The organism is Methylobacterium nonmethylotrophicum (assembly GCF_004745635.1).
GTDB lineage: Bacteria > Pseudomonadota > Alphaproteobacteria > Rhizobiales > Beijerinckiaceae > Methylobacterium > Methylobacterium nonmethylotrophicum.
The window spans coordinates 158,314-172,126 of sequence record NZ_SRLB01000006.1 but is presented as its reverse complement, the minus strand read 5'-3'; the positions used below and the strand labels follow the sequence as shown (position 1 = coordinate 172,126).

At 72.3% G+C, this 13,813-nt stretch carries 12 protein-coding genes; 7 read left to right on the top strand and 5 right to left on the bottom strand.

Annotation, left to right across the window (positions count from 1 at the left end; translation table 11 throughout):
• Positions 1-115: 115 nt before the first annotated feature.
• Complete coding sequence (locus EU555_RS09615; protein ID WP_135414444.1) at positions 116-796, bottom strand: nitroreductase; 681 nt, start codon at positions 794-796, stop codon at positions 116-118.
• A 109-nt stretch (positions 797-905) separates the two neighbouring features.
• On the opposite strand from EU555_RS09615, the gene EU555_RS09610 reads away from it, so the two are divergent.
• From EU555_RS09610 to EU555_RS09585, 6 genes are all read left to right on the top strand, one after another.
• Complete coding sequence (locus tag EU555_RS09610) at positions 906-2,222, top strand: NAD(P)/FAD-dependent oxidoreductase (RefSeq protein ID WP_135414443.1); 1,317 nt, start codon at positions 906-908, stop codon at positions 2,220-2,222.
• Between the two features lie 88 nt (positions 2,223-2,310).
• On the top strand, positions 2,311-3,177 hold the full coding sequence (locus tag EU555_RS09605; protein ID WP_135414442.1) for a transporter substrate-binding domain-containing protein: 867 nt from the start codon (positions 2,311-2,313) through the stop codon (positions 3,175-3,177).
• Between the two features lie 43 nt (positions 3,178-3,220).
• Positions 3,221-3,883 (top strand): amino acid ABC transporter permease, encoded by a 663-nt coding sequence (locus EU555_RS09600; protein ID WP_135414441.1) that lies wholly within the window; start codon positions 3,221-3,223, stop codon positions 3,881-3,883.
• A 10-nt stretch (positions 3,884-3,893) separates the two neighbouring features.
• Positions 3,894-4,700 carry an amino acid ABC transporter ATP-binding protein gene (locus EU555_RS09595; protein WP_135414440.1) on the top strand — a complete coding sequence of 269 codons (807 nt, stop codon included), beginning with the start codon at positions 3,894-3,896 and terminating at the stop codon, positions 4,698-4,700.
• 8 nt (positions 4,701-4,708) lie between these two features.
• Positions 4,709-5,464, top strand: coding sequence for an SDR family NAD(P)-dependent oxidoreductase (locus tag EU555_RS09590; protein WP_135414439.1), 756 nt, complete (start codon positions 4,709-4,711; stop codon positions 5,462-5,464).
• 56 nt (positions 5,465-5,520) lie between these two features.
• Entirely contained in the window at positions 5,521-6,591 is a 1,071-nt protein-coding gene (locus EU555_RS09585) for an enolase C-terminal domain-like protein (protein WP_135414614.1), read from the top strand.
• Between the two features lie 264 nt (positions 6,592-6,855).
• Here EU555_RS09585 and hmpA read toward each other — a convergent pair whose 3' ends face one another.
• On the bottom strand, positions 6,856-8,097 hold the full coding sequence (gene hmpA, locus EU555_RS09580; RefSeq protein ID WP_135414438.1) for an NO-inducible flavohemoprotein: 1,242 nt from the start codon (positions 8,095-8,097) through the stop codon (positions 6,856-6,858).
• Between the two features lie 93 nt (positions 8,098-8,190).
• Here hmpA and EU555_RS09575 point away from each other — a divergent pair, with 93 nt between their 5' ends.
• Positions 8,191-8,664 carry an Rrf2 family transcriptional regulator gene (locus EU555_RS09575; RefSeq protein ID WP_135414437.1) on the top strand — a complete coding sequence of 158 codons (474 nt, stop codon included), beginning with the start codon at positions 8,191-8,193 and terminating at the stop codon, positions 8,662-8,664.
• A 97-nt stretch (positions 8,665-8,761) separates the two neighbouring features.
• On the opposite strand, the gene EU555_RS09570 is transcribed toward EU555_RS09575, so the two are convergent.
• From EU555_RS09570 to EU555_RS09560, 3 genes are all read right to left on the bottom strand, one after another.
• A complete protein-coding gene (locus EU555_RS09570) occupies positions 8,762-11,077 on the bottom strand; it encodes a xanthine dehydrogenase family protein molybdopterin-binding subunit (RefSeq protein WP_135414436.1) in 2,316 nt (771 codons plus the stop codon).
• 546 nt (positions 11,078-11,623) lie between these two features.
• Complete coding sequence (locus EU555_RS09565) at positions 11,624-13,357, bottom strand: response regulator (RefSeq protein ID WP_245524220.1); 1,734 nt, start codon at positions 13,355-13,357, stop codon at positions 11,624-11,626.
• Positions 13,350-13,811 carry a response regulator gene (locus EU555_RS09560; protein ID WP_135414435.1) on the bottom strand — a complete coding sequence of 154 codons (462 nt, stop codon included), beginning with the start codon at positions 13,809-13,811 and terminating at the stop codon, positions 13,350-13,352. Before EU555_RS09560 ends, EU555_RS09565 begins: the two co-directional genes overlap by 8 nt.
• Positions 13,812-13,813: the final 2 nt, after the last annotated feature.

The window sequence follows — 13,813 nt, the reverse complement described above, 5'->3', positions numbered from 1 at the left end:
GTGCTCGCCGCATCCTGATCACCGGCGCCAGCATCGTCGGCGCCACCGCGGCCTGGCGGCTCGGCCGCGCCGGGTTCGACGCCACCCCGCTGTGTTCAAGAACGCAGAGGGCCGGTCAATCGGCGTGGAACACCGTGTAGCTCTCGACCGGCTCCCGCTCCGCCCGAAGCGCATTCACCGGCTCGTCCGGATCGGCAAAACCTAAAGCCATCCCGCACACCACCATCTCGCTCTCCGGGATGCCGAGCTGCTGGCGCACCACCCCCGGATAGCTCGCGATCGCGGCCTGCGGGCAGGTGTCGAGGCCGCGGCCGCGGGCGGCGATCATCAGGGTCTGCAGGAACATGCCGTAATCGAGCCAGCTGCCCTGCTCCATGTCGCGGTCGATGGCGAAGACGAGGCCGACCGGCGCGCCGAAGAACGTGAAGTTGCGCCCCATCTGGCGCTTCGCGCCCGCGCGGTCGCCCTTCCCGATCCCGGCGAGGCCGTAGAGCTGCCAGCCGAGCGCCCGGCGCCGGCCGAGATAGGGGTCGCGCCAGGTGACGGGATAATACTCGTATTCCCGCGCCTCCGGCGCGTCGCTCTCATGCGCGGCCGAGAGGGCGTCGGTGAGGCGCGTGAGCGCCGCGCCGGTGACCACGTGGACCTTCCAGGGCTGGATGTTGCTGCCGCTCGGGGCCCGGCCGGCGAGCGCGATCAGGTCGCGGATCGTCGAGGCCGGCACCGGGTCCGGGAGGAAGCCCCGGACGCTGCGCCGGCTGATGATCGCCTCGTCGACCGCGTTCGCTGCCGTCATGCTGGCCTCCCTGGCGGCTAAACTAGACAGGCCCGGCGCCGCGGCCAGCCGTGGCGCGGCCGGACCCGATCGAGCATGGTGCCGGCCCGACCGAGGAACCGACAGAACCGTGACCACCGATCCCCGCTCGCACGGCCTCTGGGCGACGACCGCCCCGCCCGCCCCCGACACCTCGCCCCTGCGCGGCGAGGCGCGCGCCGACGTGGCGGTGGTGGGGGCCGGCTATACCGGCCTCTCGGCGGCGCTCCACCTCGCGAAGGCCGGCGCCCGCGTGACGGTGCTGGAAGGCGAGGCGGTCGGCTTCGGCGGATCGGGGCGCAATGTCGGCCTCGTCAATGCGGGGTTGTGGGTGAAGCCGGACCTCGTGCCGGCAGCCCTCGGGGCGGAGCGGGGCGAGCGGCTGCTGGCGCTCCTCGGCGCGGCGCCGCGGCTCGTCTTCGACCTCGTCGCCGAGCACGCCATCGCCTGCGAGGCGGAGACCGCCGGCACGCTGCACTGCGCCGTCGGCAGGAAGGGCCTCGCCGACCTCGCGGACCGGGCGCGGCAATGGCAGGCCCGCGGGGCGCCGGTGCGCCTCCTCGACGCCGCGGAGGCCGCCCGGCTCACCGGCACGGCGGCCTATACGGGGGCGCTGCTCGACGCGCGCGCCGGCACGATCCAGCCGCTCGCCTACGCGCGCGGCCTCGGCCATGCAGCGCTCGCGGCGGGGGCATCGATCCACACCGGAAGCCCGGTCGTCGGCGTCGCGGAGGACGGGGCGCGCTGGCGCCTGACGACGCCCGGGGGCAGCGTGAGCGCCGATTGGGTCATCGTCGCCACCAACGCCTACACGAAGGCGCCCTGGCCGGAGATCCGGGCCGAGATCGCGCACCTCCCCTACTTCAACATCGCGACCGCGCCGCTTTCCGGCAACCTGCGCGGCACGATCCTGCCCGGACGCCAGGGCGCCTGGGACACCAAGCCGGTGCTGACCTCGTTCCGCCTCGACGCCGCCGGCCGCCTCGTCCTCGGCAGCGTCGGGGCGCTGCGGGGAACGGGGGCCGCGATCCACCGGGCCTGGGCGCGGCGCACGCTCAAGTCCCTGTTTCCGCAGGCCGCCGACGTGCCGTTCGAGGCCGAGTGGTACGGCAAGATCGGCATGACGGCGGATGCCCTGCCGCGCTTCCACCGGTTCGCCCGCAACGTCGTGGCGTTCAGCGGCTACAACGGGCGCGGCATCGCGCCCGGCACCGCCTTCGGCCGCGTGCTCGCCGACCTCGTCGCAGGTCGCATCACCGAGGCCGACCTGCCGCTGCCGGTGACGGAGCCGGTCCCGCTCGGCTTCCGGGCGGCGCGGGAATTCACCTACGAGGTTGGCGCGCAGGCGGTCCATCTGGCGGAGGCGCGGTTTCCCGGTCCAACTCGACCGCACACACCTGCGGATTAAATCGCCCCGGCCCGCGCACCCCCTGGCCTCTGGCCCGCCACGTGCTAAGCGCGACCGCCGGGGAGACGCCCGAGAAGGAGTATTCGTGATGCTGTCGCGCAGATCGCTGGCGGGCCTGGTTGGAACAGGCATCTTCGGGGCCGGCACCGTGGCGGCGGGGGCCGCCGCCTCCGCCTTCGCCGCTCCGGCCCTGGCGCAGGACGCGTCCGAGAGCGCCTTCGACCGGATCCGGCGCACCAAGAAGCTGCGTACCGCGGCGGTGGCCGGCGGGGCGCCGTACTACCACAAGGACCTGGCGAGCGGGCAGTGGCGCGGCTTCTACGTCGACATGGCCAAGGCGCTCGCCACCGAGCTCGAGGCGGAGCTGGAGCTGTCCGAGACCACCTGGGGCAACGCCGTGCTCGATCTCCAGGCCAACAAGATCGACATGTTCTTCGGGCTCAACCCGACCCCGAAGCGGGCGCTGGTGGTCGACTTCTCGGGTCCGGTGTTCAGCAACGCCTTCACGGTGATCGCCAAGAAGGGCTTTTCGCCCAAGTCCTGGGCCGAGCTGAACAGCCCGGACGTCAAGCTCGCGGTCGATGTCGGCTCCTCCCACGACGCGGTGGTGACCCGGCTCTGCCCGAAGGCCCAGATCGTGCGCTTCAAGTCCGCCGACGAGGCGACGCTCGCGCTCTCGACCGGCCGCGTCGACGCGCAATGCCTGATCCTGATGCTGTCGCTCACCGTGCTCAAGAAGAACCCGGCGCTGGGCCAGCTCGTGGTGCCGAACCCGGTCTTCGCCACCACCTCGAATGCCGGCTTCCGGCGCGAGCGCGACAAGACCCTGCGCGACTTCGTCAACACCTGGATCGACTACAACAAGGGCCTCGGCTTCATCCGCCAGACCATCGTGTCGAACATGGAGCTGGTCGGCGTCTCGGAGGCCGACATGCCGGCCGGCGTCTCGCTGTAGCGGCATTTAGGGCGGGAAAGCCCGACACGCGTTAGGTCTGGACATGTATACCTGGGATTTCGGCTCGCTCTGGACCTATCGCTGGCTGTTCGTCCAGGGGCTCGGGGTCACGGCGGCCTTCACGGTCGCGATCGTGGCGCTCGGGCTCCTGGCGGGGCTGGCGGCGGGCCTCGCCAAGCTGTCGCGCTTTGCGCCCCTGCGCTGGCTCAGCAACGCCTATATCGAGGTCTTCCGCTGCACCCCGCTGCTGGTGCAGCTGGTGTGGTTCTACTACGCCCTGCCGATCCTGTCGGGGCTCGAGATCTCGGCGGTGGGCGCCTCGGTGCTGGCGCTCTCGCTCTACGGCGGCTCGTTCTACGCCGAGATCATCCGCGGCGGCATCGTGTCGATCGACCGCGGCCAGGGCGAGGCGGCGGCGGCTCTGGGCATGACCCCGGCCCAGAGCCTGCGCCGGATCATCCTGCCCCAGGCGCTCAAGCGCATGGTGCCGCCGCTGATGAACCAGTCGATCATCCAGTTCAAGAACACCTCGCTGGTCTCGGTGCTGGCGGTGCCCGACCTGCTCTACCAGGGCCAGGTCGCGGCCCACGACAGCTATCGGCCGCTCGAGATCTACACGCTCGTGGCAGTGCTGTACTTCGCGGCTTTGTACCCGCTCACCTGGATCGTGCGCCGGGGCGAGCAGCGCCTCGCCACCAGCGATTGAGGCTTCCGGCATGGACCCGTCGGTCACGCAACCGAAGATCGAGATCGCCCACCTCGCCAAGAGCTTCGGCAGCCACGCGGTGCTCAGGGACGTGTCGCTCGCCGTGCCGACGGGCGGGGTGGTGGCGCTGATCGGCCCGTCGGGCTCCGGCAAGTCGACGCTCCTGCGTTGCATCAACCTGCTGGTGGTGCCCGATGCCGGAGAGGTCCGGGTCGGGAGCGACGAATTTCGGTTCGGCCCCGGCACCAGGCTCCCCGGCACGCAGGCCCTGGCGCGGTTCCGCGCCAAGACCGGCATGGTGTTCCAGCACTTCAACCTGTTTCCGCACCTGACGGCGCTCGCCAACGTCATGGAGGGGCCGCTCACCGTGCAGCGCCTGAAGCGGCCCGAGGCCGAGGCGCGGGCCCGCGCCCTGCTCGCCAAGGTCGGCCTCGCCGACAAGGCGGAGCAGTATCCGAGCCGCCTTTCCGGCGGGCAGAAGCAGCGCGTCGCCATCGCCCGGGCGCTGGCGATGGAGCCCGCGGTGATGCTGTTCGACGAGGCGACCTCGGCCCTCGACCCGGAGCTCGTCGGCGAGGTTTTGGGTGTGATGCGGGCGCTCGCCGCCGACGGCATGACCATGGTGATCGTCACCCACGAGATCGCCTTCGCCCGCGAGGTCGCCGACCGGGTGGTCTTCCTGCGCGACGGGATCGTGGTCGAGGAGGGCCCGGCCCGGACGCTGATCGACGCGCCGCAGCACCCCGACACGAAGGCCTTCCTGGCCCATTTCCACCGCCGCGGCGACGCGCCCGCCGCCGGAGCGCTCGCGCCGTGACCGATGCCATGACCGCTGTCTTGCGCGTCACCCTGGTGACGGGGGCGGGCAGCGGCATCGGCCGCGCCACGGCGCTCGCCCTCGCCGCCCCGGGCCACGGCCTCGTGCTGCATAGCGGCCGCAACGCCGCGGGCCTGGCCGGGGTGGCCGACGCCGCCCGGGCGCGGGGCGCGGCCGTCGCCACCTGGCTCGGCGACCTCGCCGATCCCGACACGGCGCCGCGCGGCGTGGCCCTCGCCGCCGGGACCTTCGGGCGCCTCGACGCGGTGGTGGCCGCCGCCGGCAAGGCCCAGCGCGGCGGGGCGCTGAGCCTCGATGCGGCGAGCCTCGCCGCGGGTCTGGCGCTCTCGGCCGAGTCGTTCCTGCGCCTCGCGCAGGCCGCGACGCCGCTGCTGCGGGCCGGCACCGCGCCGCGGATCGTCGCGGTCTCGTCCTACGTCGCCCATCTCTACCGGGCCGATCTCGGGCTGTTCGCGGCCTCGTCCGCCGGGCGCGCCGCCCTCGAGGCCCTGGTGCGCAGCCTCGCCCGCGAGCTCAGCCCCGACGGCGTCACCGTCAACGCCGTCGCGCCGGGCCTCACCCGCAAGGATCCGGGCCGGGCGGGCGCGCTCTCGGCGGAGGCGATCGCGACGCTCGAAGCCGCCATCCCCCTCGGGCGCCGGGCCGATTCGCAGGAGATCGCAGCCGTCATCGCCTTCCTGGCCTCGCCGGCGGCGTCCTACGTCACCGGCCAGGTCGTCCACGTCGACGGAGGGCTCACGTGAGCCGCGACCTGATCATCGAGCACCTGCGCGTCGTCCTGATCGAGAGCCCGATCAAGATGGCCCGCCGCCAGGGCGTCGGCGACGTCAAGGGCACGGTCAAGCGGGTGCTGCTGCGCCTGACCACCCGCGAGGGCGTGGTCGGCTGGGGCGAGGCCGCACCCTGGGAGGTCTTCACCGGCACCGCCGAGGGCGCCTTCGCGGCCCTCGACACCTATCTCCGCCCGCTGGTCCTCGGCCGCTCGGCGCGGGCCGTGCGGGCGCTCGCCGGCGACCTCGACCGGGCGCTCACCGGCCACACCGACGCCAAGGCGGCGGTCGAGATGGCTTTGTTCGACATCCTCGGCCACGCCGCCGGGCTGTCGGTGGCCGAGTTGCTGGGCGGCCGGGTGCGCGACACGATCCCGCTCTCGTTCTCGATCGCCGATCCGGATTTCGCCGCCGACCTCGCCCGCATGCACGCCATGACGGCGCAGGGCCACCGCCTGTTCAAGGTGAAGACCGGGGTGAAGCCCCACGGCGAGGACCTCGCCCATCTGGAGGCGATGCGGGCGGCCTTCGGCGACCGGATCGACCTCAGGGTCGACTACAACCAGGCGCTCCCGCCGTTCGGGGCGCTGCGCATCTTGCGCGACGTCGAGGCGTTCCGGCCGACCTTCATCGAGCAGCCGGTGGCCCGCCGTCACCTCGATGCCATGGCGGCGCTCACCGCCGCCCTCGACACCCCGATCCTCGCCGACGAGAGCTGCTTCGATGCCGCCGACGCCCTCGAGGTGGTGCGCCGCCAGGCTGCCGACGCGGTCTCGGTGAAGCTGATGAAGTGCGGCGGGATGCTGAAGGCGCAAGGGCTGATGGCGATCGCCGAGACGGCGGGGCTGCCGGGCTATGGCGGCACCCTGTGGGAGGGCGGCATCGCGCTCGCCGCCGGCACCCAGCTCATCGCCGCGACGCCCGGCATCTCGCTCGGCTGCGAGTTCTACATGCCCCACCACGTGCTCACCGAGGACGTGCTGGAGGAGCGCGTGCCGGTCGAGGCCGGCGCGGTGGTGGTACCGCGCGGACCGGGCCTCGGGATCGCGGTGAGCGAGGCGGCGATCCGGGGGAATGCGCGGGTGCTGGCGGAGGCGTGAGCCGCAGGCGGTTCGCCGCGCGCATCGGACTTGCGGCCCTCGATGTCGTCCCGGGTTCCGCTGCGCGGCCCCGGGATGACGATGGAGATCGTCAGTCTCGTCGATCACATTCAAGCACAGATCTGATCATCGACTGCATCTCTCGATCCCACACGATTGTCGACAGATGCGTTCAGATAGAGAGAAAGCACGTCTCCCCTCTCCCGTGTGTATGAGGGGATCCCGCGCCTTGTTCGGGTCGGGATAGATCAAGCGGAAAGCGTCTCACGCCGCCTCCCGCACCGCCTCCGACAGCTCGTCCGCCGGCCCGAAGAACTCGTAGCGGATCCGCGTCTCCGGCACACCGAGACGCGCGAGGCCGTGGACGAGGCTCGCGAGGAACGGCTTGGGGCCGCAGAGATAATAGGTCGCCTCCGCCGCCGGGGTGTGGGCGACGAGCCAGTCGGGAGTGATGCGGCCGGCCGCGTCGTAGTCGGTACCGAGCCGGTCCGACCCTTGCGGCGCCTCGTAGACCGTGTGGAGGCGGATCGCCGGGTGGCCGGCGGCCAGCGCCCGGGCCCGCTCGGCCATCGCGTGGACGCGGCCGTCCCGCGCGCCGTGGACGTACCAGGTCGGCCGCTCCGGCGTCTCGGCGCCGATCGTCTCGAGCATGCTCATCATCGGCGTGAGGCCGACGCCGCCGCTCACCAGGACCACCGGCGCGCCCGAGTCGCGGTCGAGGACGAAGTCGCCGGCCGGGGCGGCCACCGGCAGCACCGTGCCGGGACCGGCCGCGTCGTGCAGCCAGGACGAGACCGCGCCGGCGGGCCGGCCCGGCTCGCCCTCGCGCTTCACGGTGATGCGGTAGGCGCGGTCGTTCGGCGCGCAGGACACCGAGTAGGTGCGCGTCAGCACGCCCCGGCCCGGCAGGTCGAACCGGATGCCCAGATACTGGCCGGGCTGGTGGCGCAGGACGGGCCCGCCATCCGCCGGCACCAGCACGAAGGAGCGGATCGTCTCGCTCTCCCGCATCACGCTCTCGATCCGGAAGTCGCGCCAGCCGGTCCAGCCGCCCGGACGGGAAGCGTGATCGCGGTAGAGCGCGGCCTCGCGGCCGATCAGGATCTCGGCCAGGACCCAGTAGGCCTCGCCCCAGGCGGCACAGATCTCCGGGGTGGCGGCCGCCCCGAGCACGTCCCGGATCGCCCCGAGCAGCGCCTCGGCGACGGAATGGTAATGCGCGGGCTGGATCGTCAGGGCAACGTGCTTCTGGGCGATGCGCTCGACGGCGCCGGCGAGCACGCCCGGATCGTCGATGCTGCGGGCATAGGCGAGCACCGCGGCGGCCAGGGCCTTCGGCTGGGACCCGGTCTCGCCCTGATGCGACTGGTTGAACAGGTCGCGGATCGCCGGGTCCTGGAACAGGCGCTCGTACATTCGGCGGGTAATGGCGAGGCCCTGGGCCTCCAGAGCCGGCACGGTGGCCTTGACGAGGGCGATGGTGGCGGGGCTCAGAGGGAACGGCATGGCGGCGCTCAAAGGTATATTTGCTCCGAACCTTCTAATCCGGAGCCCAGAAGGTGTATAGAAATTACATGTTATGAGGCGGAGACGGCACTCATGCGCCTGACGCGCTACACCGACTATGCCCTGCGCACCCTGCTGTATCTCGGGGCGAACGAGCCGCGACAGAGCTCGATCGCCGAGGTCGCCCGGGCCTACGGCATCTCGGAGAACCACCTGACCAAGGTGGTGCACCAGCTCGGGCGGCTCGGCCTCGTGCGCACGATCCGGGGCCGCGGCGGCGGACTGCGCCTCGCCCTCCCCCCGTCCGAGATCGTGATCGGCGCGGTGGTGCGGCAGACCGAGGAGGACCTGGCGCTGGTCGAGTGCTTCGGCAGCGGGGCCTGCGCCATCACCCCGGCCTGCCGCCTGCGCCATGCCCTCGGCGAGGCGCTCGCGGCCTTCCTGGCGGTGCTCGACCGCATCACGCTCGCCGACCTGCTGGCGGGCGGCGCCGCGCCGGACCTCGCCCGCCTCCTCGGCCTGCCGGAGCCGGCGGGCGAGCGGGTCGGAGCCGCGACGGTGCCGTAGGGGCGCCGCTCACCGGCGGCCGACCGGCAGAAATGGAAGCGGCGCCCGGCCGGGTGGCCGGGCGCCGCGTCATGGTGCCGGGGCTTCCTGCGTGACGTCAGGCCGCCGCGGCCTTGCGCAGGGGCGCGAGGGCCGCGAACATCCGGGCCGGGGTCGCCGGCATGTCGATGTCGCGCAGGCCCACGCTGCGGTCGAGGGCATCGACGACGGCGTTCATCACCGCCGGGCAGGAGCCGATGCTGCCGGCCTCGCCGGCGCCCTTGATGCCCATCGGGTTGGTGGTCGAGGGCACGTTGCGGGTCTCGAAGTGGAAGAACGGCACGTCGCCGGCCCGCGGCATGGCGTAGTCCATGAAGCTCGCGGTCAGGAGCTGGCCGTCCGCGTCGTAGACCGTGCGCTCGTGCAGCGCCTGGCCGATGCCCTGCACCACCCCGCCATGGACCTGGCCGGCGAGGAGCAGCGGGTTCACCACGATGCCGAAATCGTCGCAGACCGTGTAGCGCACGATCTCGGTGATGCCGGTCTCCGGGTCGATCTCGACCTCGGCCACGTGGGTGCCGTTCGGGTAGGTGGCGCTCGGCGGCACGAAGTCGCCCTGGCCGGTCAGCATCGCCTCGGTGGCCTTCGGCAGGCTCGCCAGCGCCGCGAAGTCGATCGACCGGTCGGTGCCGGCCACCCTCACCGCGCCCTCGGCGATCTCGAGGTCACCGATGCCCGCTTCCAGCTCCTCGGAGGCGAGCTCCTTGAGCTTGCCGGCGAGGTTCTTCGACGCTGCGCCCACGGAGATGCCGCCGACCGGGATCGAGCGCGAGCCGCCGGTGCCGGCCCCCGTCGCCACCTTGTCGGTGTCGCCCTGGACCATCCGGATGCGCTCCAGCGGCAGGTCGAGATGCTCGGCGGCGAACTGGGCATAGGCCGTGGCGTGGCCCTGCCCGTTCGACTGGGTGCCGACATAGACCGTCGCGCCGCCGTCCTTGTCGAGGGTGACCTTGACGTCCTCGCCCTCGCCCCAGGCGGTGCACTCGATGTAGGTGGCGAGCCCGATGCCGCGCACCAGGCCGTTGCGGCGGGATTCCTCGACGCGGGCCGCGAAGCCGTCCCAGTCCGCCGCCTCGATGGCCCGGCCCATATGGCCGGCGAAGTCGCCGGTGTCGTAGGTGCGGTCGCCGATCGGGGTGGTGTAGGGCATCGCGCTCGGCGGGATGAAGTTGCGCCGGCGGATCTCGGCCGGCGACATCCCGGTCTCGCGCGCCGCCCGGTCGACCAGGCGCTCGATCAGGTAGGCGGCCTCCGGCCGGCCGGCGCCGCGATAGGCGTCGACCGGGACGGTGTTGGTGTAGACGCCACGCACCCGGACGAACACCGCCGGCGTCTTGTACACGCCGGTCAGCATGGTGGCGCCGAGATACGGGATGTAGGGCCCGTATTGCGACAGGTAGGCGCCGAGATCGCCGATCACGTCGAAGCGCATGGCGAGGAAGGTGCCGTCCTGGTCGAGCGCGACCTCGCCGACCGAGAGGTTGTCGCGGCCCTGCGTGCAGGCGACGAAGTGCTCGGCCCGCTCGGAGACCCACTTGACCGGCTTGCCCAGCCGGCGCGCGGCCTCGGCCGCGAGGGGATATTCGCGGTAGGTGAAGGTCTTGGTGCCGAAGCCGCCGCCGACATCGCCGGTGACGACGCGGATCTGGTCCTTCCCGACCCCGAGCACGCCCGTCAGGGTCTTGCGCAGGCCGTGCACGCCCTGGCTCGGGATGGTGAGGGTGAAGCGCTTCGTGCCCGCATCGTACTCGGCGACGACGCTGCGGGTCTCCATGTAGTTGGTGACGAGGCGCTGGTTCTCGACCTCGACCCGCACCACCTTGGCAGCCTTGGCGAAGGCGGCGTCGACGGGCGCCCTGTCGCCCATCGTCGCGTCGAACGAGACGTTGTCGGGCTGCTGGTCCCACACGGCGGTGCCGCCGCCCGAGATCGCGCCGCGGATGCCGACCACCGCCGGCAGCACCTCGTAGTCGATGCCGATCGCCTCGACGGCGTCGCGGGCCTGGGCGAGGGTGTCGGCGACCACGAAGGCGACGGCGTCGCCGATATGCTTGGCGACGCCCTTGGCCAGCAGCGGGATGTTGGCGACGTGGTTCTGGCTGCCGTCGCTGTTCGGCAGCGGCGCCTGGCACTTGATGTCGCCGAGGCCGGCCACGTCCTCGGCGGTCAGCACCAGGTGCACGCCGGGCATCGCCCGGGCGGCTTCGAGGTCGGTGACGGTGAACTTGGCGTGGGCGTGCGGGCTGCGCAGCAAAGCGGCGTGCAGGCAGCCCTCGGGGGCATGGTCGTCGCCGTAATGGCCCTCGCCGGTGATCAGGCGACGATCCTCGACCCGGCGCAGCGGCTGGCCGAGGCCGAACTTGGTCACTGTCATGGGAACCTCGCAATGCGATGCTGGAGCGTGGGGATGGCCGACGCGCCGGAGGGACCCGGGACGGCCCGCGATCCGGGCGCGCGGTCTCTCGTGATCACGGAGGGCTCATGGCCGTCGCTCGGCACGGGATCCGCGGCCGGGGCGGCCGGACGGTCCGTGCGGAACGGGAGCGACGGGGCTCCTGCCATGCGGGGTTGTCCTCCGATGAACCGGCCGGGCGTGCGAGTCGGTCCTTATCGATACGGACCGTAGCACGTCGGATCGGGGGCGTCTGCGGTGCGGCTTGACGCGGTGGCGCGTTCCTCGGGCCATCGTCTCGACGCAACGACGACACCGCCACCGTCGTCCCGGCGCCGCGCAGCGGAGCCCGGGAACCATCATCGCCGATGAAGCAAGACGAAGCGGAACGCCCATCCCTCGTTCTTCTGCGTCAGCTGCGACGAATCCCGGGTTCCCGCCTTCGGCGAGCCCCGGGACGACGTGAAGGCGCGCCGCGGTCGGCCTGCGACGACATCCCCTGGACAGCGGCGGGCCCCGCTACCCCGGCTAAAGCCGCCCCGCTCCGCCGGCCACGAGCTTCAGCGGCGGCCGGGCCTCGAGGAGCGCCGCGACCTTGCGCTCGAGGTCGTCGCCGCGGAACGGCTTCTGCACCACCCGGTCCTCGGTGCCGCCGTCGACCTTGTCGAGCGCGGTGTGGTCGGCGTAGCCGGTGACGAACAGGATGCGGATCTGCGGCCAGCGGCTCCGGATCGCCCCGGCGACCTCGACGCCGTTCATGCCCGGCATGGCGAAGTCGAGCACCGCGAGGTCGATGCAGGGGTCGACCTCGAGGGACTGGATCGCCGCCAGCCCCGAGCCCGCCTCGCGGATCGCGTAGCCGGCCTCGCGCAGGCGCGTCGTGGTGATGTCGCGGACGTCGCCGTCGTCGTCGACGACGAGCACCACCCGGCGGTCGCCGGGCCCCCGGCGCAGGGCGCAGTCGATCTCGGCCGGGCGCGTCTCCGGCACGGCATCGGCCGTCACCCGCGGCAGGTAGACCCGCACCGAGGTGCCCTCGCCGACCTCGGTATCGATGCGCACGCCGCCGCCCGACTGCTTGGCGAAGCCGTAGACCTGGGCGAGGCCGAGGCCGGAGCCCTTGCCGACCTCCTTGGTGGTGAAGAACGGCTCGAACACCCGGGCGAGCACCTCGGGCGGGATGCCGGTGCCGGTGTCGCTCACCGCCACCATGGCGTAGTCGCCCGGCAGGGGCTGCTCGGGCCGGGTCGGCTCGGCGGCGAGCGAGACATTCGCGGTCTCGATCGTCAGGCAGCCGCCGACCGCCATCGCGTCGCGGGCGTTGATCGCGAGATTGAGGATGATGAGCTCGATCTGGGTCGCGTCGACGAGAGCCGGCCAGAGGTCGGGCTGCAGCGTCATCTCGATGCGGATCGAGCCGCCCATCGAGCTCTGCAGGAGGTCGCGCATCGACGCGACGGTGCGGTTGAGCTGCACCGGCTTCGGCTCGAGCTTCTGGCGGCGCGAGAAGGCGAGGAGCTGGGCGGTCAGCCGCGCCCCGCGCTCGGCGGCGCCCCGCATCATGTCGAGGCGGCGCTTCGAGCGCTCGTCCGGGACGGCGCGCTCCAGGAACTCGATGTTGCCGGCAATCACCGTCAGGAGGTTGTTGAAGTCGTGGGCGACGCCGCTGGTGAGCTGGCCCACCGCCTCGAGACGCTGGGCCTGGCGCAACGCCCCCTCGACCCGCTCGCGCTCGGCGATCTGGTGCTGCAGCGCCGCGTTCGCCTCGGCGAGCTCCCGCGTCCGCTCGGCGACGCGCCGCTCCAGGGATTCGTTGACGTCGCGCAGGGCCTGCTCGGCGTTGCGGGCGAGCACGTGGGCGCGGGCCTCGGCGAGCGCGCGCAGGACGACCCGCGGCAGCCGGTCGAGCCGCTGCTTCGTCACGTAGTCGGTGGCGCCGTGCTTGAGCGCCTCCACCGCCACGTCCTCCCCGAGGGTGCCGGAGACGAACACGAACGGCACGTTCGGGCAGTTGCGGCGGGCGGCGGCGAGCGCGCTCATCCCGTCGAAGGCGGGCAGGACGTAATCGGCCAGGATGATGTCGTGACAGCCGCGAGCGGTCTCGGCCGCGAAGCCGTCGCGGGTCATCACCCGGTCGATCGCGCACGGCACGCGCGCATCCTCAAGGCTGGCGGCGAGCAGCTCGGCGTCGAGGTCGCTGTCCTCGAGGAGCAGGATGCGCAGGGGCGCCGCGCCGTCCTCCGGCGCCAGGGCGTCAGTCACCGGAGGACCAGCTCGCCCGGTGGGGCGGCGGCTCGTTGAGCACGGCCCAGAACACCCCGAGATCCTGGATCGCCTCGAAGAACTCCGTGAATCCGACCGGCTTGACCACGAAGGCGTTCACGCCGAGCTGGTAGGAGCGCACGAGGTCGCTCTCCTCCCGCGAGGAGGTCAGCATCACGATCGGGATCGCCCGCGTCCGGGGATCGCCCTTCACCGCCGCCAGCACCTCGAGCCCGTCGACCTTGGGAAGCTTCAGGTCGAGCAGCACCACGGCCGGGTCCTGCACCGGCCGCTCCGCGTGCGGGCCCTGCCGGCGCAGGTAGTCGAGCGCCTCGGCGCCGTCGCGGCAGATGACGATGGAGTTCGCCAGCTGGCTCTTCTCGAGCGCCGCGAGGGTCAGCTCGATGTCGTTCGGATTGTCCTCGACGAGGAGAATCGGCTTGAGGTCCGCCATGA

Bases quoted from the DNA above. Each gene is read 5' to 3' on its own strand.
- EU555_RS09605 (WP_135414442.1), top strand. From the start codon at position 2,311: ATGCTGTCGCGCAGATCGCTGGCGGGCCTGGTTGGAACAGGCATCTTC.
- EU555_RS09600 (WP_135414441.1), top strand. From the start codon at position 3,221: ATGTATACCTGGGATTTCGGCTCGCTCTGGACCTATCGCTGGCTGTTC.
- EU555_RS09595 (WP_135414440.1), top strand. From the start codon at position 3,894: ATGGACCCGTCGGTCACGCAACCGAAGATCGAGATCGCCCACCTCGCC.
- EU555_RS09590 (WP_135414439.1), top strand. From the start codon at position 4,709: ATGACCGCTGTCTTGCGCGTCACCCTGGTGACGGGGGCGGGCAGCGGC.
- EU555_RS09615 (WP_135414444.1), bottom strand. From the start codon at position 796: ATGACGGCAGCGAACGCGGTCGACGAGGCGATCATCAGCCGGCGCAGC.
- EU555_RS09585 (WP_135414614.1), top strand. From the start codon at position 5,521: ATGGCCCGCCGCCAGGGCGTCGGCGACGTCAAGGGCACGGTCAAGCGG.
- hmpA (WP_135414438.1), bottom strand. From the start codon at position 8,097: ATGCCGTTCCCTCTGAGCCCCGCCACCATCGCCCTCGTCAAGGCCACC.
- EU555_RS09570 (WP_135414436.1), bottom strand. From the start codon at position 11,077: ATGACAGTGACCAAGTTCGGCCTCGGCCAGCCGCTGCGCCGGGTCGAG.
- EU555_RS09575 (WP_135414437.1), top strand. From the start codon at position 8,191: ATGCGCCTGACGCGCTACACCGACTATGCCCTGCGCACCCTGCTGTAT.
- EU555_RS09560 (WP_135414435.1), bottom strand. From the start codon at position 13,811: ATGGCGGACCTCAAGCCGATTCTCCTCGTCGAGGACAATCCGAACGAC.